Here is a 19,792-nt window from a genome sequence, read left to right as displayed (position 1 = left end):
TGGGGAAGCTATGGAAATCAGCGCCCTTTGTCAGCGCGGGCCGGGATCGAAAATCCTCCCTAATGGATCAATCCGCACTTGACGGGCTTTCAGGTTCTTCAGTCCGCCGCCAGAGGAATAGATATATTTGAACGGGTCCACCTCTGATGGGGCGGCATCGCGGGCCTTGAGCGCGCCGCCTTCCTGGTGGAGGGCCAGTGCGATCGCTCCGATGGTCGAGAACTTGACCACGCGCACGATCTCCGGCGCGCCGCCGTTACGCTCGATCGCAAGCATATCGTTCTGACGAAGGCTCAAGACCTTCTTGGCGGCAGGATGCGGTCGCTTCGGTTGCACCTTTTTGCCTGCCGCCTTCTCCTCTTCCGTGAGCTCATGCGGCCGCTGATGCGCGTCGAACATCGAGACGATGTCGTGCATCCACTTGCCGTTCGGCATTTGCCAGACATCGTAGCGGGCATTCGCATCGCCTTTGTAGGCCTTGTACGGCTTGCCGTTCCTATCGTGGATCCGGATCACGTTAAGAGGTTCGCGAACGCGAACGCGACGGATGCCGGCGAATTGCGGATGGGTTTTCGCGAAGCCAGCGAGGGCCGCTTCATAGGCCTTGCCGCTCAGACCATCGGTGGCCCGATGCAGTGCTGCGCGAAGGGTGGGATCGGGAATCCGATCCGGATCGGAGATATCGGCGGGCTTGATGCTCATCAATGGGACGCGGTGCACGACGATCGGTGTCCTCCCGTCGGTCGCAACATCGCCAGTCAGGCCATAGGCGGTGTCGTTGTGGAGCCGGCCGGCCGTCACATCGCGATCCTTGGGCGGCACGCCTTTGCGTCCGTGATCGGGCTTATGGCTGACGGTCACGCGGGCGAGGCGTTCCCCAAGTTCTTCGCGGAAGCCGTCCCACGGCTGCGGCAAGTCCTCGAACAGGCGATCGAGGTCCTTGTCCTCGGCCCTGCCGGCCACGTGGGCGATTTCCTGCAGCAGGCCGCGCGTCGTGACTGCCACCACTGCTGCGTCGATCGCATGGTGGCGATGATCGAGCCGATTCTTCGGCGCGTTGCTATGCTGGTTCTCGACGAAGTTATGGTCCGGCAACAGGCTGTTGAGTCCCCAAAGGCGGCGCAGCATGGCCGTCATCCGGCCGGGGATCACATAGACGCTGCCGTCGTCCTTGGTCGGATAGAGGCTGGACAGATAACGCCCAGCCAGTCGCGACAGATATTGCGTGTCGGTGAGCTGGCGGGCGATGAAGCCGCCATCCTTTTCCACCCGCGCCATTGCGTCCGGCCCGAAGCGCCATTGCTTCGATTTGTGCAGCCGCGCGACCTGAGTGGAGATGATCTCCCATCGGCCGGGATCGTGGCCCCATTTCTCGTAAGGCGTACGGTTGCCCTTGACGCGGTTGCAGTTGCGATGCGCGACCACCTTGTTGCCGGTGCTGTCGTCGAGCGAGCGGGAATAGGGAATGATGTGGTCGATATCCGCCTCGCCGGTGAACAGCATCCGCATGCCTACCTGCTCGCCGCAATAGGGGCAGCGGCGGTCGAGCACTTCGTTCGGGTTCAGCTCTTCCCACATGCGCAGCAGCATGCGGTTGGCGCCCGTGTCAGGGATGCCTTCGCTCTGCAGCTTGGAGGAGCGGAGCTGCGCCGCCGCGGTGTCTCGGCGGATGCGGCGGTTATGCTCTTCCTTGTCCTTCTCGTTCAGCTTCAGTTCGCGGGCGAGTTCGACAACGATCTGGTCCGGGCGGCCGTAGACCTTGATGATCGCGTTCACCAGCTTTTCGAGCTGGCGGAGGCCGATATGGACGGTGGGGTTGGTGATCTTGCCCCAGCGCTGTTCGGGCGGGTCGTTCGGGTCCTGCGTGCCGGGCGGAATCTCGCGGGTCAGCAGCTCGCCATAATAGGGGAGCTGGGGCAGGATTTCGCCGGTGCGATCGTCGGAATGATGCCATCCGGCCCGCTTCACCGCCTCGTCATAGGTGACGACGCCTTTCTTCAGCTCATCCAGAATCCGTGCGGTGGCGGTTGGGCCGAGCCGCCCGTAAAGCTCCGGTAGCGGCGCCCTGGCAGTTGCGACGGCTTGGTCGTGCGTCAGTCCGCATTCGCCGGTCAGGAAAGCGTGGAGCTTGTCCGGGTCTTCCTCGTCGATGATCCGCTCGATGATCGACCATTGTCGGTCGCGGTCGAGGTGCGGCCAGCGACCGCCGAAGCGCTTCTTGTCCGCCATCACGGCATAGACTTCATCGCCCTTCAGATCGGTTCGGCTCTCGCTCGCCTTGTTGAAGCTCTGCCCCGGCTCCAGCTTCAGCCGCTTGGCAAGCGCATCGAAGCTCCGTTCCCTGCGGCTGCGCAGTTCGAGGATCAGCGCGTCGCGTTCGCCCATCCTCAGCTTGCGATTGGGCGCACCGGGCGTGGTGATCTCCAGCTGGTTGACCTCTTCGTAGAGGCGGCGTTCCTGGAACAGCGGATGTGCCTTCGGTAGCCGGCGTTCGTTGTGCACGAAGGTGCAGACGCCGACTTCCTGTTCCTTCAGCGGTCGCTGGAAGAACAGGGTGTCGTGGAGTTGCTTGTGCGCTTCGTCGGTGAGCAGGGCCGGGTGGTGCGGCTTCTGACGCTCCCAGATTGTCTCGAACTCATATCCGACATGCCGGCGCTGCGGATAGAAATCATAGCCCTGCGCATCGCTGCCCATGCGAACACGCTTGGTGTCGCGGCCGGCGAGAAACTGGCCCAGCGTTTCGGCGCCCTCTTCGGCCATGGCCTGGTCGAGCGCCTTCGCTCCGCTGGCGATCTTGCCGTCCTCGGCATCCTTGGTCTTGCGCTCCGCTTTGCGGTTCGATTTGAACCCGCGGCGCTGGTTCAGGTGAAACAGCGCGCGCCCGATCTCGTACGGCTCCAGCCGCTCGTAGAGCGCGCGGGCGCGGAGCTCATAGGGGTCGCGATCGGCGAGCAACTTCGCCGCGCTCTCGTCCGCCGGCATCAGGCCGTGGCGCTTCAGTGCCTTCAGGAAGGCCGCGCGCCGCCCGAGATACCGATCCCGCCGCCGCCGCATGGCTCGCGCCGCCCGACGGTCGACCGCGAGCGAAGCGCCGGACTTCGGATCGCGCCCGTCGCTGAAGATGCGGACGCCGATGTCGACGATCCGCGCGTCGTCTTCGATCAGGCACCAGCCGATGCTGTTGGTGCCGATATCGAGTCCAAGCCTCCTCATGTGCTTACCCCCTCACGCTCATGTTTGCAGCGAAGGGAGGCGGAGGCAATCGGCAAAGTCGCCGATTCGGTCGAACCGCAGTCCGGGGTCTGCCATTACCAAGCGCGGGTTTTCAGCCCGGCAGCCATTCCACGTCGATACGGATATCGAGCGACGGCTTGTCCAGCCGAGCGACGGTCGCGCGGAGTGCCTCGCCAGCGTCGATCAGACGCGCAGCCGCGGAGTTGTCGACGCGCGCAATGTAGCCGAGCTTACGACCTTTTCGGTCGAGCACCTCGATTGCACGGCTGTCATAGCGATTGGTCGGCTCGCGCCGAAGCTGGACGGGATCGCCCACTGCCAAGCCGCCGATAGCCAGCGCCGCGTCGTAATAGCATTCGCCATTCACGCGCGTCTTGAGCAGCAGCACCGGTGGCCGCGCGGCCCGGGCCGGCTTGGCCGTCGCCGCGATCGGCGCTGCGCCAAGCAGGCCGAGCAGCTTGCGTCGGGTTGGGCGAAGGGTAAGCATTGCTTTCGTTTCGGTGCCGAAAAGGCAGGGCAATTAGCCCCAAACCGCACGCGAGGCAAATCGCGTGGGCGCGTTGGTGTGAACGCACGGCGTATTGACAATCGCGGCCGGCCGAACGAACCTGTGCGCCTCAGAAATCGCAGGCCGGCTGTTAACAAGCAGTCTGAACTGCACCAAATCAGGCGGGGGCTACGGCCCCCGCTTTTCATTTGGGCGCGGCGCGGCGCCTTGCGTTAGGGCGGTCGAGCGTGCCGGTGCGGAAGTCCTCGAACGAGAAGATCGCCGAGCCGCTGTCGCCGAGCGGGACGAGTGCGGTGCCGAAGATGCCGCGCGTGCCGCCGGTGCCGATCACTCCGCCGATCTCGCCGTGGATGCCGCTCGGGCGCGGGTTTGCGTTGCCGAGGGCGGCGTCGAACTCCGCCTCCTTCGCGCGGCGCTCGTTGTCGGCGAGGATGCGCTCCTTCTCCTCCGGAGAGAGGCGACGGACCTGGGAGGAATCGAACGGTTCCGCGGTCTGGGCCGATGCGGCGGTGGCGATCAGGGCGAGCGCGAGCGCGGGGAGAAACTGGGTCACGCGCCAAGGCCTGTGCCCCGCGCGATGAAGCGCGGATGAACGAAAGCCGTCCGGTTGTCGCACCGTCGCGGCTCGGCTAGGCGAGAGGCGCGATGCGTTCCGCGTATGCCTTTCCGCCGGCCCCGGATCGCTCGCTTGATCGACGGCGCGCGCCTGCGCTCCTGCTGACGCTGCTCGTCCACCTGCTGCTGTTGCTGATGCTGCTGAAGTTGTCGCCGCCGGACTGGGTGCGCCGCAGGCAGGAGATCGGCCCGATCACGTTCCAGCTCTCGCCCGATCTGCCGAAGGGGGAGCGGCCCCGGCGCGCCGCCGGCGAGGTAAAGCGCGCCGGCAAGGCGCCGCCTGCGTCGCCCGAGAAGCCGCCCCCGCTGCCTGCACCGGCAATGCCGTACCTCGTCCCGGGGTTGGAGCATTTCGATCTTCGCCAGGTACGCTCGAGCGCGACCGATACCGCGGCCGCGGATCAAGGTCGCGACAGTGCCGCTGCCTATGGACCCGGCGAAGGTCCAGGCGGCGCCCGCCTCTACGCCGCCGAATGGTATCGCGAACCGACTTCGGCGGAACTTTCCTATTATCTGCCGCCGGGCCGCGTCGTTGGCTGGGCCATGATCGCCTGCCAGACGGTCGAACGCTACCATGTCGACAATTGCCGGACGCTCGGCGACTCTCCGCCAGGCTCGGGCCTCGCGCGGGCAATCCGGCAGGCCGCGTGGCAATTCCTGGTCCGCCCGCCGCGGATCGACGGCAAGCCGGTGATCGGCGCCTGGGTGCGCATCCGCATCGAGTTCACCGAAGAGGGTGGAATCAGCAGCGCCGCGCAGCACTGAGCGGCGTCACTCGTTCGGGGCCGGTTTCAATCCGGTCGAGGCGATGTGCCATGCGCGCTGCTCTGCGGTGCAGCCGGGCACGTCGTTGCAGCGGCGCAGCGTCACCGGCCCTTTCATCCGGAACGGCTCGCCCGACTTGAGCCGGCCATAGGCGACCACCGGCACGTCGACATAGAGCGAGCCGGCAGCGCCTTCGATGCGGCCCGGCGCGCCGGTCTCGGCATGATATTCGGCATATTTGGCGAAGCTTCGGGCGAATGCGTCCGCGGCCATGCCGCTGGCGCGCCCGCCATCGGACCAGAGCGCCAAGGCCTGGTCGTAGCGGCCGGACTCGATCAGCGCGAAATAGGTCTGGACGACCTGGGCGGCGCCTTGCGCGCTGTCCTTGTCGATCGCGCCTTCGGGGAGGGGCACCGGCTGAGCGGCGGGCGTCGGGCTCGATGGTGGTGTCGGGCTGGCGGCCGGCGAAGCCAGCGCGGCGAGCGGATCGGCTTCGTTCTGTTCGGAGGGCGCGGGGGCGCTGCAGGCGGCCAGAACGGCCAGCAAAAGCGGGGCGAGAGGCTTCATGGCAAGAGCAACTCGCCGGCGGCATTTCGGCTCCCGGCCGGCTGCTTGACTTCCCCCGGGAAGCAGCCATGTTGGATCAACGATGACCCGCAATTTCTGCCCTTTTCGCAACGAATTGCATGCCGGGAGCAGCACGGCACGCCTGCCTGCCCCGGGCCGCGCGGCGCGCTGAGCCGGACGCGGCCCGGGGTCGATCGCCGGGCGGGCCAAGGCTCGCCGTGATGCGGCCCGATCGGGTCGCTCTTTTCCCTCGCGGAGCCCGACGGGCGGCCCGGTGCCGCCGTCTCCCCGAGGGCGTGGTGATGGAGGCAATGTGTCAGATCGTTTCCTGGTCGAGTTCGAGCGTCGGCCCGTGGGCGTCGCCGTGCGTGGCGAGGGCGGCTTTCGCTTCTTCGCCTCGGACCCCGATTTCGGCGCGCTGGAAGGGCGCGTGTTCCCGCGCGTCCGCGGGCTGATGGGGCAAGTGACGCGAACCGGGCGCAAGACGCGCCGCCGCGTCCCGATCCGCCGCGGCCTCAGGCCCCGGCCTTGTTGAGAGGAGAGTTGCGATGCTGGAGAGCGTTGCGCTCGCCGCGCATGGCCAGGCCGAGCTCTGGGCGGCCCTGCACAAGGACACGCCGTTCCACCTGGCTGAATGCGAGCGGCACTGCCTGATCGCGCTTGCCCTCTCGGCCGAGGACGATGTCGCCGCGCACCTGCTGCTGAAGAAGGTGCGGCTGGCGCGGGTCACCGATCGTCCCGGGCTGCCGCCGCGGGTCGCCCGGCTCGAAAGCCGCGTCGCCTATCGGCACGGCCGGGGAGCGGCGGGCCAGGCCCGGCTCTGCCACCCGTCCGCGACCGGATGCGAGGGGCTGGACGTGACCAGCCTGCTCGGCGCCGGGCTGATCGGGCTGGAGGCGGGGCAGGCCGTGCTCTGGCCGGGCGACGACGGCCGTCTCGCAACCCTGGAAGTGCTGGCGGTCGAGAATGGAGAAGCCGATGGCCGATGACGACCGAGCACAGCGACCGGAGCCGCGGCGGCCGGCACGCGTGATCCCGTTCCCTCGCCGGCCGCTGCCGGTCCGGGACGAGAGAGGGCCGGAGCCCCCGCCGCCCAGCGCCGCCTGACCGTCAGGCCGCGGCCTTGCGCCGCTCGGCCAGTTCCTGGTTCAGCATTTCGGCGAGCAGGAAGGCCAGCTCCAAGCTCTGCGCCGCATTGAGACGCGGGTCGCAATGGGTGTGGTAGCGGTCGGCCAGCGCCTGCTCGGTCACGGCGACCGCGCCGCCGGTGCATTCGGTCACGTTCTGGCCGGTCATCTCGCAATGGATGCCGCCGCCGAAGCTGCCTTCGGCGCGGTGGACGGCGAAGAAGCCGCGCACTTCCGCCAGGATCCGCTCGAACGGCCGCGTCTTGTAGCCGTTGGCGGCCTTGACGACGTTGCCGTGCATCGGGTCGCAGCTCCAGACGACCGGATGGCCTTCGCGGCGCACGGCGCGGACCAGCGGCGGTAGGCCCGCCTCGATCTTGTCATAGCCGTAGCGGCTGATCAGCGTGACGCGCCCGGCCTCGCGCGCCGGATTGAGCGCGTCGAGCAGGCGCAGCAGCGCGTCGGGCTCGAGGCTCGGTCCGCACTTGATGCCGATCGGATTGCCGATCCCGCGCATGAACTCGACATGGGCCGAGCCGTCGAAACGGGTGCGGTCGCCGATCCAGAGGAAGTGCGCCGACGTGTCGTACCAATCGCCGGTCAGGCTGTCCTGCCGGGTCAGCGCCTGCTCGTAGGGAAGCAGCAGCGCCTCGTGGCTGGTGTAGAAGGTCGTGCCCTTCAGCTGTGGCACCGTGTCCGGGTTGATGCCGCAGGCGGCCATGAAGTCCAGCGCCTCGCCGATGCGGTCGGCAAGGTCTGTATATTTCCGGGTCCAAGGGCTGCGGCCCATGAAGTCGTGGGTCCAGCGATGGACCTGGTGCAGGTTCGCATAGCCGCCCTGGGCGAAGGCGCGGAGCAGGTTCAGCGTCGCCGCCGACTGGCTGTAAGCCTTGACCATTCGCTGCGGGTCGGGGCGGCGCGCCTCCGGCGTGAATGCGATGTCGTTGACATTGTCGCCGCGATAGGAGGGGAGGGCGACGCCGCCCTGTTCCTCGGTATCGGCCGAGCGCGGTTTCGCGAACTGGCCCGCCATCCGGCCGACCTTCACCACCGGCAGCTTCGAGGCGAAGGTGAGGACCACCGCCATCTGCAGGATCACGCGGAACGTGTCCCGGATGTTGTTGGGGTGGAACTCGGCGAAGCTTTCGGCGCAGTCGCCGCCCTGGAGCAGGAACGCCTTGCCCTCCGCAACCTCGGCCAGGTCGCGCTTCAGCTCGCGCGCCTCCCCGGCGAAGACTAGCGGCGGATAGTGGCGCAGCTCCTCCTCGGCGGCGGCCAGCGCCGCCGCGTCGGGATAGGTCGGGAGCTGGCGGGCTTCGTGCCGGCGCCAGCTGTCGGGAGTCCATTTCTGCGCCATAGCCCTTCGCAATTGCGGAATGGGGAACGCGATTGCAAGCGGGCGAAGCTATTCCCTTCCCTTTTGGGGAGGGGAACGCGTCACACGTAGCGTTCGCGTACCACCCGCTCCAGCACGCTGAGCGGCATCGCGCCCAGTTTCAGCACGTCGTGGAACTGCTTCAGATCGAAGCGGTCGCCCTGCCGTGCCCTGGTCTCGTCGCGCAGGCGGGCCCAGACGGTGTGTCCGATCTTGTAGCTGCACGCCTGGCCGGGACGGATCGTATAGCGGTCGATCTCGCCCTGGCTGCGGCCGCGGGCAATGCCGGTATGCGCCATGAACCAGTCGGTCGCCTGCTCCCGGCTCCAGCGCTTCACGTGCATGCCGGAGTCGACCACCAGGCGAGTCGCGCGGAACAGGAAGGACTGGAGATAGCCGACGCGGCCCAGCGGATCGCCATCGAACATGCCCATCTCGTCGGCCAGCTGCTCGGTGTAGAGCGCCCAGCCCTCGCCATAGCCGGAGAAAAAGCCGCGGCGGCGGATCAGCGGGATTTCGGTCGATTCCATCGCCAGCATCACCTGCATGTGATGACCCGGCACCGCCTCATGGTGCGACAGGGTGGCGAGGCCGAATTTGGGCCGGTCGAACGTGTCGCGCAGGTTGATGAAATAGATGCCGGGCCGCGAGCCGTCGAGCGTGGCGTTCTGGTAATAGCCGCCCGGCGCGCCCGCCTGGATCGACGGCGGCACGCGGCGCACCTCGACCGGCGCCTTGGGCAGCGTCGCGAACGCTTCCGGCAGCCGCTTGTACATCGCCGCGACCTGGGCGCGGAGCTGGTTCAGCAGCGCTTCCTTGCCTTCGTCGGTGTTCGGGTAGAGCTGGTCCGGCCGCTTGTTGAGCGCAACCAGCCGCTCGCCGACCGTGCCCTGGCTCATCCCCTCGGCCTTCAGGATCGCGTCGATGCGGCCCTCGATCTCGGCGACCTGCTCGAGCCCGAGCTTGTGGATCTCGTCGCCGGTCATCGACACGGTCGTATAGCCCTCGGCAGCGACCGCGTAATAGGCTTCGCCTTCCGGCAGGCGCCACACGCCGGCATCGTGCGTCGCCTTCGCCCGCAGCTCCCGCACCAGCGCGCGCTGCCGGTCGAGCGCGGGGAAGACCTGCTCGCGCACGATCTTCTCCGCCTCCGCGGCGCGGGCGGGCGGCAGCTTGGCGTCGGCCAGCTTCTTCGCGAACGAGGCGACCATCACCGTCTTGGTCGGCTCGACATCGCGCACATCGCCCAGCAGCTTCAGCGTCGTGTCGAGGATATAGTCAGGCGCGAACACGCCCTTGGCGGTATCGGCGCGCTGGCGGTCGGTGTCGTTGTCCACTGCCTTCGCCATCTGCGACAGGCGCGCCAGATAGGCGTCCGCATCGGCGGCGTTCGTCACCCGGTGCGCGTTGTCGAGGAAGTCCGGAACGTCCTGATAGGCGCCGTTCTGCTGGCTGAGGATATAGGGCGAAAAGCCGTCGCCATAGGGAAAGCGCGCGCCCGCGATGGTGCGATCGAGCTGATACTGGACGACGTCGTAATCGACCTGACCGTTAAAGCTGAGGCCGGTCCGGTCGATCTTGCCGAGCGCCGCGCGTTCCGCTCGGGTGCGGGCGAGGTGGCGCGCCTGGCCGGCGGCCGAATTGTCGCTGAGGCGCGCGCGAAGCGCCGCGCGCTCGCCCTTGTCGAGGCCGAGGCTGGTCGCCTGTTCCGGACTGTCCTGCAGCCGGTCGTAGAAGAAGCGGTCGAGCAGCGCGCGCAGCTCCGTATCGGCTGCGCCCGGCGCCGTCTGCGCCAGCGCCTCCGGCATCAGGCCGATCGCCGCGACCGCTCCGCCCGACAGAAGAAATGCGCGACGATCCATGAAGCTTAACTCCGTTGATGAAGGGGGTCCGGCCTTCCTGCCCAGAGCGGGCGCGACACGCAAGCGCGGTTTCGCTACAGCCGCGGAACGGGATGGCGGCGCAAGCGCTTGGCCTTGCCGATGGACGGGAGAGTATCGATGGAATTGCGTGATGCGTTCGCCGCGGCGGGACTGGCCCTGGCTTTGACGAGTGCGCCCGCGGCGGCGCAGACCGCCAGCGACGACGTGAAGTGCCTGCTGGCCGCGAACCTGTTCGTGAAAGCGGAAAAGGACCCGGGCAAGCACCAGGTCGCGGTGCTCTCCTCCTATTATTATCTCGGCCGCGTCGACGCACGCCTGTCCGGCGCGCAGCTATCGGCCGCGCTCAAGGCGCAGGCGCCGACGATCACTGCCGAGAATGCAGGCCCGACCATGACCAGCTGCGCCAAACGGGTTCAGGGATCGGCAATGGCGATCCAGACGCTCGGCAAGTCGCTGACCGCGCCCAAGTAGCGAGGCGCCCCGGCCAGCCCGAGCCGCCGGCGGCGGCCGGGCGTGAGCGGCGGAAGGTTAGGAAAGTTCGGCGTGCGGAAAGAATCCGCTCGATCAATCCCGCGCGTTTGATCGAGTGGAACGATCAGGAGAGGCGCGAGCGGGAACATATAGGGAACAGTTAGCATAGCCGGCGCGATGTAGGACAGGCTTTTTTCGCGCCGCGCGACTTGACTCTATTGCGAATGATTAGCAATAGCGACCTCAACAAAGCGCAACAGCGCGTGAAGGGGTTCAGCTCGTGTCTCATTCCACCGCCGCAAACGGTGCCTACCTCGCCTTGGGGTGCATCGGCTTTCTGGCGACCGCGCCAGCCGCGCCAGCCGCGGCAGCCGATGCCGCCGACGCGCAGGTCATGCTGGCGAGCGCCGCCGACATGCAGGCGATCATCGTCAACGGATCGTCGTCTGGCGAGCTGGAGAGTCCCAAGGCAGTTGCGCCGCTGCTCGACACGCCGCAGACCGTCACCGTCATCAGCGACCAGGTCATCCGCAAGCAGAACCTGCTGAGCCTGCGCGACGCGCTCTCCACCATCCCAGGCATCACCTTCGGCGCCGGGGAGGGCGGGGGCGGCTATGGCGACAGCATCAACCTGCGCGGCTTTTCGGCCAATAACGACCTGACCCAGGACGGCGTGCGCGACAGCGCGCAATACAGCCGCACCGATCCTTTCAACCTGCAGCAGGTCGAGGTCTATAACGGCGCCAATTCGGTATTCAACGGCGCCGGATCGGTCGGCGGCACGATCAACCTCGTGTCCAAGGCGCCGCAGCCGAACGACCTGACGATCGTGCAGGGCAGCGCCGGCACCGACGATTATTACCGCGCGACGGTGGATTCGAACTGGCGGGCGAGCGACCTGATCGCGGTCCGGCTGAACGCGATGGCCCACCGCAACGACGTGCCGGGCCGCGACGTGGAGCGGTACCGGCGCTGGGGCATCGCGCCGTCGGCGACGATCGGCATGGACGGCCCGACCAGCCTGACCCTCGCCTATCTGCACCAGCAGGATGACAACACGCCGATCTATGGCGTGCCTTATTTCAGGAACCAGCTGAACGACGGGCCGCTGCCGGGGACCAGCCCGAGCGACTATTACGGCTATCGCAACCTGGACGAGCAGGACATCCGGGTCGATCGGCTGACGGCGACGTTCCGCCACGATTTCGGCGGCGGCGCCGAGGTGCGGAACCTGACGCGCTGGCAGCGGGTGAAGCAATACAGCCAGACCAGCGCGCCGCAGGGGACTTTCTGCCTGGCCGAAACCGGGCGGCAGCCGGTGTCGGCGAGCGCGAACGACGCGGTCGGCGCGGCGTGTCCGGCGGGGCTGGCACCCGGCTTCTGGCAGCCGTCCGGCCCGCGCGGGCTGGTGCGCGATCAGGAAAACCAGCTGCTCTACAACCAGACCGACCTGCGCTGGGTGGCGGGCGAGAAGGGCGGGCTGCGCAACACGCTGGTGGTCGGCGCCTCCTTCACCTGGGAGGATTATCGGATCGAGACCGCGTCGCTGCCGCGGAACCCCGACGGGTCCGCCGTGACGCTGCCGATCGAGCGGGTCATCGATCCGGTGACGGTCTATTCCGGCCCGATCAATTATACCGTCACCGCGCAGTCGAAGAGCGAAAGCCGCAATCGAGCCGTCTATCTGTTCGACAATCTCGAGATCGGGCGGTTCGAGCTGAACGGCGCCGTCCGCTACGAGCAGGACCGGGCGCAGTTCCGGCCGATTCCGCTGCCCTTCCACGCGCCCGGCGACCGGGTGCCGACCCCCGCGGAGCTGGCCGTGCAGCGGAGCCGCGAGAACCTCTTTTCCTATCGCCTCGGCGCGGTGTTCAAGCCGGTCGAGACGGTCAGCCTGTATGCCGCCTTCGGCAATTCGAAGACGCCGTCATCGGCGACGGTGCGGCTCGGCTGCAGCAGCGGATCGGGCGCGAACTTCGTCAATTTCTGCGACGTCGCGCCCGAAAAGGCCCGCACCTACGAAGTGGGCGTCAAGGCCGACCTGCTGCACGGAGTGCAGGCCACGGCGGCGCTGTTCCGCAACGAGCGGACCAATTTCCGCGTGCCCTCCAACGACCCGGCGCAGCCGGCCGGGCTGCAGGTGCTCGACGGGCGCTCGCGCGTCGATGGCGTGGCGCTGGGGCTGACCGGAACGATCGCCGAGGGTTGGACGATCTTCGCCAACTACACCTATCTCGACAGCAAGGTGCTGCAGAGCGTCTCCGACACATGTCTCGCCAGCCCGAGCGCGGATTGCCGGAACAGCGCGGCGATCCCGGACCCGCAGCGAGGCGACGAGCTGGTCCAGACGCCGGAGCATTCCGGCAGCCTGTTCACCAGCTACCGTTTCCCGTTCGGGCTCGAGCTCGGCTACGGCCTGACCTATCAGGGCAGCTTTGCGCTCAACCAGCGGACGCTGCTGCAGCGGATACAATACCGGTCCGACGACTATCTGGTGCACCGGCTGTACGTCGCCTATCCGTTCGCGCCGGGCCTGACCGCGCAGCTGAACGTGCAGAATGTGACCGACGAGCATTACTTCACGGCGATCCGCAACAATGTGAACGCGACCTCCGGCGTCATCACCGGCGGCTGGGCCGCGCCGGGCGAGGCGCGATCGGCCGTGTTCAGCCTGGTGTACAGTTTTTGACGCGCGGGCCCTCTCCAGCCGTCATGCGGGACTTGATCCAGCACCCGCCTTCTTCAAACAAGGCGAGGAAGGAAGGTCGGCCCCGGATCAAGTCGGGCGCGGCGGAGGTGTTTGGCCCATGATGATCGCGATTCCCGACGTGCTGAACGCCGAGCAGCTCGCGCGGGTGCGCGCGATCATCGACGCGGCGGAGTGGGTGGACGGGAATGTGACGTCCGGCCGCCAGGCGGCGCTGACCAAGAACAACCGGCAATTGGCAGACGACAGCCCCGTCGCGCGCGAGGCGGGCGGCATCGTGCTCGATGCGCTGGGGCGCTGCGCGCTGTTCATCGCCGCGGCGTTGCCGGCCAAGGTGCTGCCGCCGATGTTCAACCGCTATGCCGGGGGCCAGGCATTCGGCGCGCATATCGACAATGCGATCCGCATCCGCGGCGATTTCCGGATGCGCGCGGATCTGTCGGCGACGCTGTTTCTGGACGACCCGGACGCCTATGACGGCGGCGAGCTGGCGATCGAAGGCACGTTCGGGGAGCAGCGCATCAAGCTGCCGGCCGGGCACATGGTGCTGTATCCGTCATCCAGCCTGCACCGGGTCGAACCCGTGACGCGGGGCGCGCGCACCGCGAGCTTCTTCTGGATCGAGAGCATGGTCCGCGACGACGCGGCGCGGCGCAGCCTGTTCGAGCTGGACGGCGCGATCCAGTCGCTCGGCGCGCGCGTCGGGCAGGGCGATGCCGCGATCGTGCAGCTGACCGGCGTGTACCACAACCTTTTGAGACGGTGGGCGAACAATTGAGCAAGATCGAGCTTCGGAACCTCTGGTTCAGCGTGCACAAATGGATCGGGCTGCTGCTCGCGATCCTGATCATCCCGGTGAGCCTTAGCGGATCGGCGCTGGTGTGGCACGACTGGCTGGACGCGCAGGTGAACCCGGGCCGCTATGCGGTCAGCGGGCCGGCCGTCCTGCCGCCGAGCCGCTATGTCGCGGCCGCCCAGGCGGTGCTGGCGCCGGGCGAGCGGATCGCGTCGCTGCGCTATCCCGAAGGGGGCGAAGGCCCGGTCGTGGTCAGCGCCGCGCCGGCCAAGCCGGGAGCGCGGGAGCGCGTCAACGTCTATCTGGACGGCGCGAGCGCGCGCGTCCTCGACAAGGTCGGATCGAACGACGGCGTCGTGCGCGTGCTGCACCGGCTGCACGGAACCCTGATGGTGCCGGGCATGGGCCGGCAGATCGTCGGCTGGATCGGCGTGGCGATGCTGGTCTCGTCGCTGACCGGCCTGTGGCTCTGGTGGCCGCTGACCGGCAGCGTGAAGCGGGGCTTTCGCTGGAAGCGGCGGCCGCAGCTCGACGCCAACCTGCACCACCAGCTCGGCTTCTGGGTGTGCATTCCGCTGGCGATGCTGAGCCTGACCGGCGCGTGGATCAGCTTTCCGGCCATTTTCGGTCAGCTGTCCGGCGCCAGGCCGCCGCAGCGCCCGGCGCCTGCCGCGCCGCTGACGGAGACGGTGCAGCGCATCGACGACGTGGTGCGCGGCGCCGGCGGGCAAGCGGTCGCGATCACCTGGCCGACCGGCAAGAGCCCGGCCTGGAAGCTGACGCTGGCGCAGGGCGAAGCCGAGATCGCGGACGCGAGCGGCGCCGTCACCACGCGCCCGCCCCGCCCGGAGACGATCGCGCGCACGATGCGGCGCTGGCATGACGGCACCGGCATGGGAGCGGTCTGGCAGGTCGTGATTTTCCTTGGCGGGATCATCCCCGCCGTGCTGGCGGTGACCGGCGTGACCATGTGGGTCGGGACGCGCCGCTGGCGGAGGCGGCCGGCGCGCAAGCTGGCGCCGGCGGAATAGAGCAAAAGCCCTCCCCCCGTCGGGGGAGGGCTGCTTGCCTTACCGTCCCAGCAGCACCCGGGCCTGCCCCGCGACCTGGGCCAGCATCGCGGCGTTGGGAGAGGTCGTCGCCCGCGCACGGTGGATCAGGTCGCGGAACTGGGCGACGCGGCCGGCCTGGCGCGACAGCCAGTCCTGCGCATAGGCCTGTGGGTCCTTGCCGCCGGCCCGGGCGAGGAAGTCGAGCCGCATCTGCTGGAAATCGCGCGCGAGGCCGGCCGCGAGCAGCCGCTCCCACGGATCGCTGGGGCTCAGCCGGTTCGCGGTCGCCTGCGCCCAGTCCAGCCCCAGGGCTTCGCCGAGGCTGGTGAAGGCGCGGGTCAGCACGACCTCGTCGGTGTTCGTCTCGACGCCCAATGTGGCGAGGCCGACCGCGCCGTCCATCTCGTAGAGCCGCGCGACCTGGCGGACGAGATCGCCCGGCGCGCCGGCACCGACCAGCCGCTGGGTGAGCGCCGCAGACGAGGCCTGCGCTTCCTCCTCCAGCAAGCCCTCGAGCTTGGCGTCGAGCCGTGCGATGCCCGGCCCGAGCCGCGCGACGATGTCGCCCGGGCGCGTGCCCGGATCGGTCGAGCGCAGCAGGTCCGCCATCTGCGCGCGCACGCCGAGCGCGAGCGCATCCAGCAGCGCGATGCGCGCCGCCTCGGTCATCGGCGCGACGTCGATTGCTTCCCACAGCGCGCGCAGCCCGTAGAGCTGCTCGGCGGCGACGAATGCGGCGGCGAGGTCGCCCAGCGCCGCGCCTTCCTCCTCCGCCAGCTCGAACGGGTGGATCACGCCCAGCCGGTTGATCAGCCGGTTGGCGATCTTGGTCGCCAGGATCTCGTTGCGCAGCTGGTGCTGCTCGACCGCGGTCGCGAAGCCGGCCCGCATTTCCGGCGGGAAGGCGGCGAGCAGGGCAGGGACGAGGCTGGGATCGTCGCCCAGCCGCACCGTTTCGATCGCATCCTGCAGCGACAGCTTGGCCGTCGACAGCAGCACCGCGAGCTCGGGCCGGGTGAGGCCGCGATTTTCCTGCGCGCGCCGCATCAGCTCGTCATTGGCAGCGATGCCCTCGACGGCGCGATCGAGCCGGCCGGCCGCCTCGAACGTCTCGATCAGCCGGACATAGGCCGGCAGCTCCTCGGTCGCGCCGGCTTCGGCGATCGACAGAGCGAGCGTCTGGTGGCGGTTGTCGTCCAGCACCAGCTCGGCGACGTCGTCCGTCATCCGCGCGAGCAGCGCGTTGCGGTCCTCGAACGACAGCCGGCCTTCGTTCATCTCGCGATTGAGCGCGATCTTGATGTTGACCTCATTGTCCGAGCAATCGACGCCGGCCGAGTTATCGATGAAATCGGTGTTGATCCGCCCGCCATGCGACGCGAACGCGATGCGGCCGGCCTGGGTGACGCCCAGGTTCGCGCCTTCGCCGATCACGCGGGCGCGGATGTCCTCGCCATTGACGCGGAGCGCGTCGTTGGCCGGATCGCCGACTTCCTGGTTCGATTCCGCGCGCGCCTTCACATAGGTGCCGATGCCGCCGAACCAGATCAGGTCGACCGGGCTCTTCAGGATCGCCGAGATCAGCGCCGCCGGCTCGATCTCGGCCGTGCTGATCCCCAGCACTTCCTGCGCTTCCGGCGAAAGGGTGATCGTCTTGGCGGTGCGCGGGAAGACGCCGCCGCCCCTGGAGATCAGCTTTTCGTCATAATCGGCCCAGCTGGAGCGCGGCAGGTTGAACAGCCGGTCCCGCTCCGCCCAGCTCTTTGCCGGGTCGGGATCGGGGTCGATGAAGATGTGGCGGTGATCGAACGCCGCGACCAGCTTGGTCGCCTTCGACAGCAACATGCCGTTGCCGAACACGTCGCCCGACATGTCGCCGCAGCCGACCACCCGGACGGACTCGGTCTGCACGTCGATGCCCATTTCGGCGAAATGGCGCCGGACCGAGACCCAGCCGCCGCGGGCGGTGATGCCCATCGCCTTATGGTCATAGCCGTGGCTGCCGCCGGACGCGAAGGCGTCGCCGAGCCAGAAATTGCGCTCCAGCGCGATCGCGTTGGCGACGTCGGAGAAGCTGGCCGTGCCCTTGTCCGCCGCGACGACGAAATACGGATCGTCGCCGTCCCGCGAGACGACGCGGTCCGGATGCACGACCTCGCCCGCGACGATGTTGTCCGTGACGGACAGCAGCGAGCGAATGAAGATGCGGTAGGACTCGGTGCCTTCCGCCAGCCAGGCGTCCCGGTTGGTGGCCGGGTTCGGCAGCTGCTTGGCGAAGAAGCCGCCCTTGGCGCCGGTGGGCACGATCACCGCGTTCTTGACCCGCTGCGCCTTCATCAGGCCCAGAATCTCGGTGCGGAAATCGTCGCGCCGGTCGGACCAGCGCAGGCCGCCGCGCGCGACCGGGCCGGCGCGCAGGTGGATGCCTTCGACGCGCGGGGAATAGACCCAGATCTCGCGCCACGGCACCGGCGCCGGAAGGCCGGGGACCTGGTGGCTGTCGAGCTTGAAGGCAAGCGCCTCGGCCGCAGCCGGGGAATAGGCGTTGGTACGCAGCGTCGCCGTGACGACGCCGCGGATCATCCGGAGGATACGGTCGTCGTCCGCCGCCTGCACCCCGGCCAGGCCGGTTTCGATGCAGGCGAGCGCCGCGTCGGCCGCGCCCTCGAAGCAATTGTCCGGATTATGGCGCGCGTCGAACAGGTCGATGATGCCCCGGGCCACGGCCGGCGCGCGGCGCAGCGCGTCGACGACGGTCTGCAGGCCGTAGGACAGGCCGGTCTGGCGCAGGTAACGGAACCAGGCGCGGAACAGCACCGCCTCGTGCGGGAGCATCGAGTTGGTGACGACCAGCCGGTTGAACTGGTCGTTCTCCGCAGCGCCCGACAGCACAGCGGCGATCGCCGGCTCGATCACGTCGGCGCGGGCGAGCAGCGTCTCGGCGACCTGACCCTCGTCCAGTTCCAGCAGAAAGTCGGAAATGTCGCCCAGCCCTTCGTCGAGGGTCGCGGGCACTTCCTCCATCACGCGGAAGCCGAAATTCTCGAGCGCCGGGACGGCCGAGGACAAGGGGACCATGCCGCCCCGGTTGAAGATCTTCAGCCGAAGCTGGCGCGGGCCGTCCCGATCCAGCCGGTGCAGGCGCACCGCACGGGTCCCCGGCGATTCGAGCTCGGCGAGCCGCAGCACGTCCAGCGCCGCTTCGGCGGGGGTGTAGCGGCCGCGATAATAAGCCGGGAAGTGGTTCGCATATTTCAGCCGCAGCCGCGCAGCCCGGCCGCTGTCGACATGCTCGGCCAGCGTCGATTCGATCGCCGGGGCCCAACCGCGGACCATTTCGCCCACGCGCCGGTCGAGCGCGTCGGTATCGGGCACATGGCCTTCGCGGATGTCCAGCGTGTAGCGGATCAGCGCAAGGTCGCCGCTTTCCAGCGCCATAGCCCAGTTCAGGATCTTCGCGTCGGCGGATTGCGCGAGCATGCGGCCGATCGTCACGCGCCGCGCCGTCGTCAGCTCCTCGCGCGGCAGCCAGACAAAGGCGAAGACGTGGCGGTCGAGCGCGCCCGACACCGTCACCAGCTTGGGCCGCGGGCGGTCCGACAGGGACATGAAGGTCAGCGCCAGCCGCTCCAGGTCATTCGGCGTGAACGCGATCAGCAGGTCGTGGGGAAGGGTGGCGATCGCGTGCGTCAGCGCCTTGCCGGCATGGCCGGCCGGGTCGAAGCCGTATCTGTCCTGCAGCGCCGCGAGCCGCGAACGCAGCACCGGCACCTTGTTCGGCGGCGTTGCCAGCGCGGCGCTGGTCCAGAGGCCGGCGTGAATCGACAGAGCCTTGACCTGGCCCCCTTCGTGCACGGGCAGCAGGATCAGGTCGAGCGGCGTGCGCCGATGGACGGTGGCGACCAGGTTCGACTTGATCAGCAACGGCGCTTCGCCGCCCTTTTCGAACCATTCGAAAGCGCGTTTCAGCGAGGTGGGGGCGAGCAGGTGCTCGCGTCCACCGACCCGGGAAATGCCGAGCGCGTCGGACTTCGCGTTGCCGCGGTCCCGCACTTCATGGCCGAGCTGGGTGAAATGATTGTCGAGGAACCAGCGCAGCAATTCGGCGCCTTCGCCTTCCGGCATGCGATCGGCGTCCGCCTTCATCGCCTGCTGCATCGCGCGCCAGTCCTGGACCGCGGCGCGGACATCGCCCAGCACCGCCTCGATCTCGTCGCAGATCGCCCGCCGGACGCGCGCGTCGGCGCGCTCGACCTCCAGATAGATCATCGATTCGCGCCGGGCGCCGTCGCCACCGTCCAGCGCGATCAATCTGCCGTCGGCGTCGCGGCGGACGCTGACCACGGGGTGAAGCACGCGATCGATCGACAATTCCTGCGCGGTGACTGTGCCCGCGACCGAGTCGACCAGGAAGGGCATGTCGTCGTTGACGATCGCAAGCCGCATGTAACGGCGGCCATGGCCGACTGATTCCAGCCGGACCGACGGGGTGCCGGGCGCGCGCTGCGCGGCGGCCTCCGCCATGAACCGGGCGGCTTCCGCCACCGCATCGCCGTCGAAGCCATCAAGCTCCCCGGGCAGCGCGCCCTTGACCAGAGCCTTGGAAATGTCGCTGATAAGCTGTTGATCCGGCGTTTCCTGCCGGTCGCGCGTGGCCGTCGCCATGTAACTCCGCCTAGGTTTGAGCCCGTC

At 68.3% G+C, this 19,792-nt stretch carries 14 protein-coding genes; 7 read left to right on the top strand and 7 right to left on the bottom strand.

What is annotated here, in order from left to right; all coding sequences use genetic code 11:
* Positions 1–30: 30 nt before the first annotated feature.
* The 3 genes from cas9 to GON01_RS00820 all read right to left on the bottom strand — a co-directional run bounded on the left by cas9 (position 31) and on the right by GON01_RS00820 (position 4,295).
* Positions 31–3,213 carry a type II CRISPR RNA-guided endonuclease Cas9 gene (cas9, locus tag GON01_RS00830; protein ID WP_157025104.1) on the bottom strand — a complete coding sequence of 1,061 codons (3,183 nt, stop codon included), beginning with the start codon at positions 3,211–3,213 and terminating at the stop codon, positions 31–33.
* A 112-nt stretch (positions 3,214–3,325) separates the two neighbouring features.
* The gene (locus tag GON01_RS00825; protein ID WP_157025103.1) at positions 3,326–3,721 is read right to left on the bottom strand and encodes an HIRAN domain-containing protein; all 396 of its coding nucleotides are present in this window, start codon (positions 3,719–3,721) and stop codon (positions 3,326–3,328) included.
* A 205-nt stretch (positions 3,722–3,926) separates the two neighbouring features.
* Entirely contained in the window at positions 3,927–4,295 is a 369-nt protein-coding gene (locus tag GON01_RS00820; RefSeq protein ID WP_157025101.1) for a hypothetical protein, read from the bottom strand.
* A gap of 92 nt (positions 4,296–4,387) precedes the next feature.
* Here GON01_RS00820 and GON01_RS00815 point away from each other — a divergent pair, with 92 nt between their 5' ends.
* Entirely contained in the window at positions 4,388–5,122 is a 735-nt protein-coding gene (locus GON01_RS00815) for a hypothetical protein (protein ID WP_157025099.1), read from the top strand.
* Positions 5,123–5,128: 6 nt separating this feature from the next.
* On the opposite strand, the gene GON01_RS00810 is transcribed toward GON01_RS00815, so the two are convergent.
* Positions 5,129–5,689, bottom strand: a complete 561-nt coding sequence (locus tag GON01_RS00810; protein ID WP_157025097.1) for a hypothetical protein — start codon at positions 5,687–5,689, stop codon at positions 5,129–5,131.
* A gap of 313 nt (positions 5,690–6,002) precedes the next feature.
* Here GON01_RS00810 and GON01_RS00805 point away from each other — a divergent pair, with 313 nt between their 5' ends.
* Positions 6,003–6,224: a hypothetical protein gene (locus tag GON01_RS00805; RefSeq protein WP_157025095.1), complete on the top strand. Its 222-nt coding sequence runs from the start codon at positions 6,003–6,005 to the stop codon at positions 6,222–6,224.
* A gap of 13 nt (positions 6,225–6,237) precedes the next feature.
* Positions 6,238–6,678: a hypothetical protein gene (locus GON01_RS00800; RefSeq protein ID WP_157025093.1), complete on the top strand. Its 441-nt coding sequence runs from the start codon at positions 6,238–6,240 to the stop codon at positions 6,676–6,678.
* Positions 6,679–6,799: 121 nt separating this feature from the next.
* Here the strand turns inward: GON01_RS00800 and GON01_RS00795 are convergent, their stop codons facing one another.
* Both GON01_RS00795 and GON01_RS00790 read right to left on the bottom strand, forming a co-directional pair.
* The gene (locus tag GON01_RS00795; protein ID WP_157025092.1) at positions 6,800–8,173 is read right to left on the bottom strand and encodes a class II 3-deoxy-7-phosphoheptulonate synthase; all 1,374 of its coding nucleotides are present in this window, start codon (positions 8,171–8,173) and stop codon (positions 6,800–6,802) included.
* Positions 8,174–8,253: 80 nt separating this feature from the next.
* Positions 8,254–10,053 carry a DUF885 domain-containing protein gene (locus GON01_RS00790; RefSeq protein WP_157025089.1) on the bottom strand — a complete coding sequence of 600 codons (1,800 nt, stop codon included), beginning with the start codon at positions 10,051–10,053 and terminating at the stop codon, positions 8,254–8,256.
* Between the two features lie 138 nt (positions 10,054–10,191).
* Here GON01_RS00790 and GON01_RS00785 point away from each other — a divergent pair, with 138 nt between their 5' ends.
* From GON01_RS00785 to GON01_RS00770, 4 genes are all read left to right on the top strand, one after another.
* On the top strand, positions 10,192–10,545 hold the full coding sequence (locus GON01_RS00785) for a hypothetical protein (protein ID WP_157025087.1): 354 nt from the start codon (positions 10,192–10,194) through the stop codon (positions 10,543–10,545).
* 280 nt (positions 10,546–10,825) lie between these two features.
* Positions 10,826–13,234, top strand: a complete 2,409-nt coding sequence (locus GON01_RS00780) for a TonB-dependent receptor (protein WP_309503680.1) — start codon at positions 10,826–10,828, stop codon at positions 13,232–13,234.
* Positions 13,235–13,352: 118 nt separating this feature from the next.
* A complete protein-coding gene (locus GON01_RS00775) occupies positions 13,353–14,030 on the top strand; it encodes a Fe2+-dependent dioxygenase (protein ID WP_157025086.1) in 678 nt (225 codons plus the stop codon).
* Positions 14,027–15,079 (top strand): PepSY-associated TM helix domain-containing protein, encoded by a 1,053-nt coding sequence (locus tag GON01_RS00770; protein WP_157025084.1) that lies wholly within the window; start codon positions 14,027–14,029, stop codon positions 15,077–15,079. Before GON01_RS00775 ends, GON01_RS00770 begins: the two co-directional genes overlap by 4 nt.
* Before the next feature lie 39 nt (positions 15,080–15,118).
* Here the strand turns inward: GON01_RS00770 and GON01_RS00765 are convergent, their stop codons facing one another.
* Complete coding sequence (locus tag GON01_RS00765; protein WP_157025082.1) at positions 15,119–19,765, bottom strand: NAD-glutamate dehydrogenase; 4,647 nt, start codon at positions 19,763–19,765, stop codon at positions 15,119–15,121.
* Between the last annotated feature and the right edge of the window lie 27 nt (positions 19,766–19,792).

The sequence above is a fragment of the Sphingomonas horti genome, assembly GCF_009753715.1.
GTDB classification, from domain to species: Bacteria; Pseudomonadota; Alphaproteobacteria; order Sphingomonadales; family Sphingomonadaceae; genus Sphingomonas_B; species Sphingomonas_B horti.
This window is presented reverse-complemented; position numbering and strand designations above follow the sequence as displayed.

Coding starts and splice junctions, on each gene's coding strand:
- GON01_RS00810 (WP_157025097.1), bottom strand. CDS start 5,689: ATGAAGCCTCTCGCCCCGCTTTTGCTGGCCGTTCTGGCCGCCTGCAGC.
- GON01_RS00765 (WP_157025082.1), bottom strand. CDS start 19,765: ATGGCGACGGCCACGCGCGACCGGCAGGAAACGCCGGATCAACAGCTT.
- GON01_RS00825 (WP_157025103.1), bottom strand. CDS start 3,721: ATGCTTACCCTTCGCCCAACCCGACGCAAGCTGCTCGGCCTGCTTGGC.
- GON01_RS00790 (WP_157025089.1), bottom strand. CDS start 10,053: ATGGATCGTCGCGCATTTCTTCTGTCGGGCGGAGCGGTCGCGGCGATC.
- GON01_RS00815 (WP_157025099.1), top strand. CDS start 4,388: ATGCGTTCCGCGTATGCCTTTCCGCCGGCCCCGGATCGCTCGCTTGAT.
- GON01_RS00785 (WP_157025087.1), top strand. CDS start 10,192: ATGGAATTGCGTGATGCGTTCGCCGCGGCGGGACTGGCCCTGGCTTTG.
- GON01_RS00795 (WP_157025092.1), bottom strand. CDS start 8,173: ATGGCGCAGAAATGGACTCCCGACAGCTGGCGCCGGCACGAAGCCCGC.
- GON01_RS00775 (WP_157025086.1), top strand. CDS start 13,353: ATGATGATCGCGATTCCCGACGTGCTGAACGCCGAGCAGCTCGCGCGG.
- cas9 (WP_157025104.1), bottom strand. CDS start 3,213: ATGAGGAGGCTTGGACTCGATATCGGCACCAACAGCATCGGCTGGTGC.
- GON01_RS00800 (WP_157025093.1), top strand. CDS start 6,238: ATGCTGGAGAGCGTTGCGCTCGCCGCGCATGGCCAGGCCGAGCTCTGG.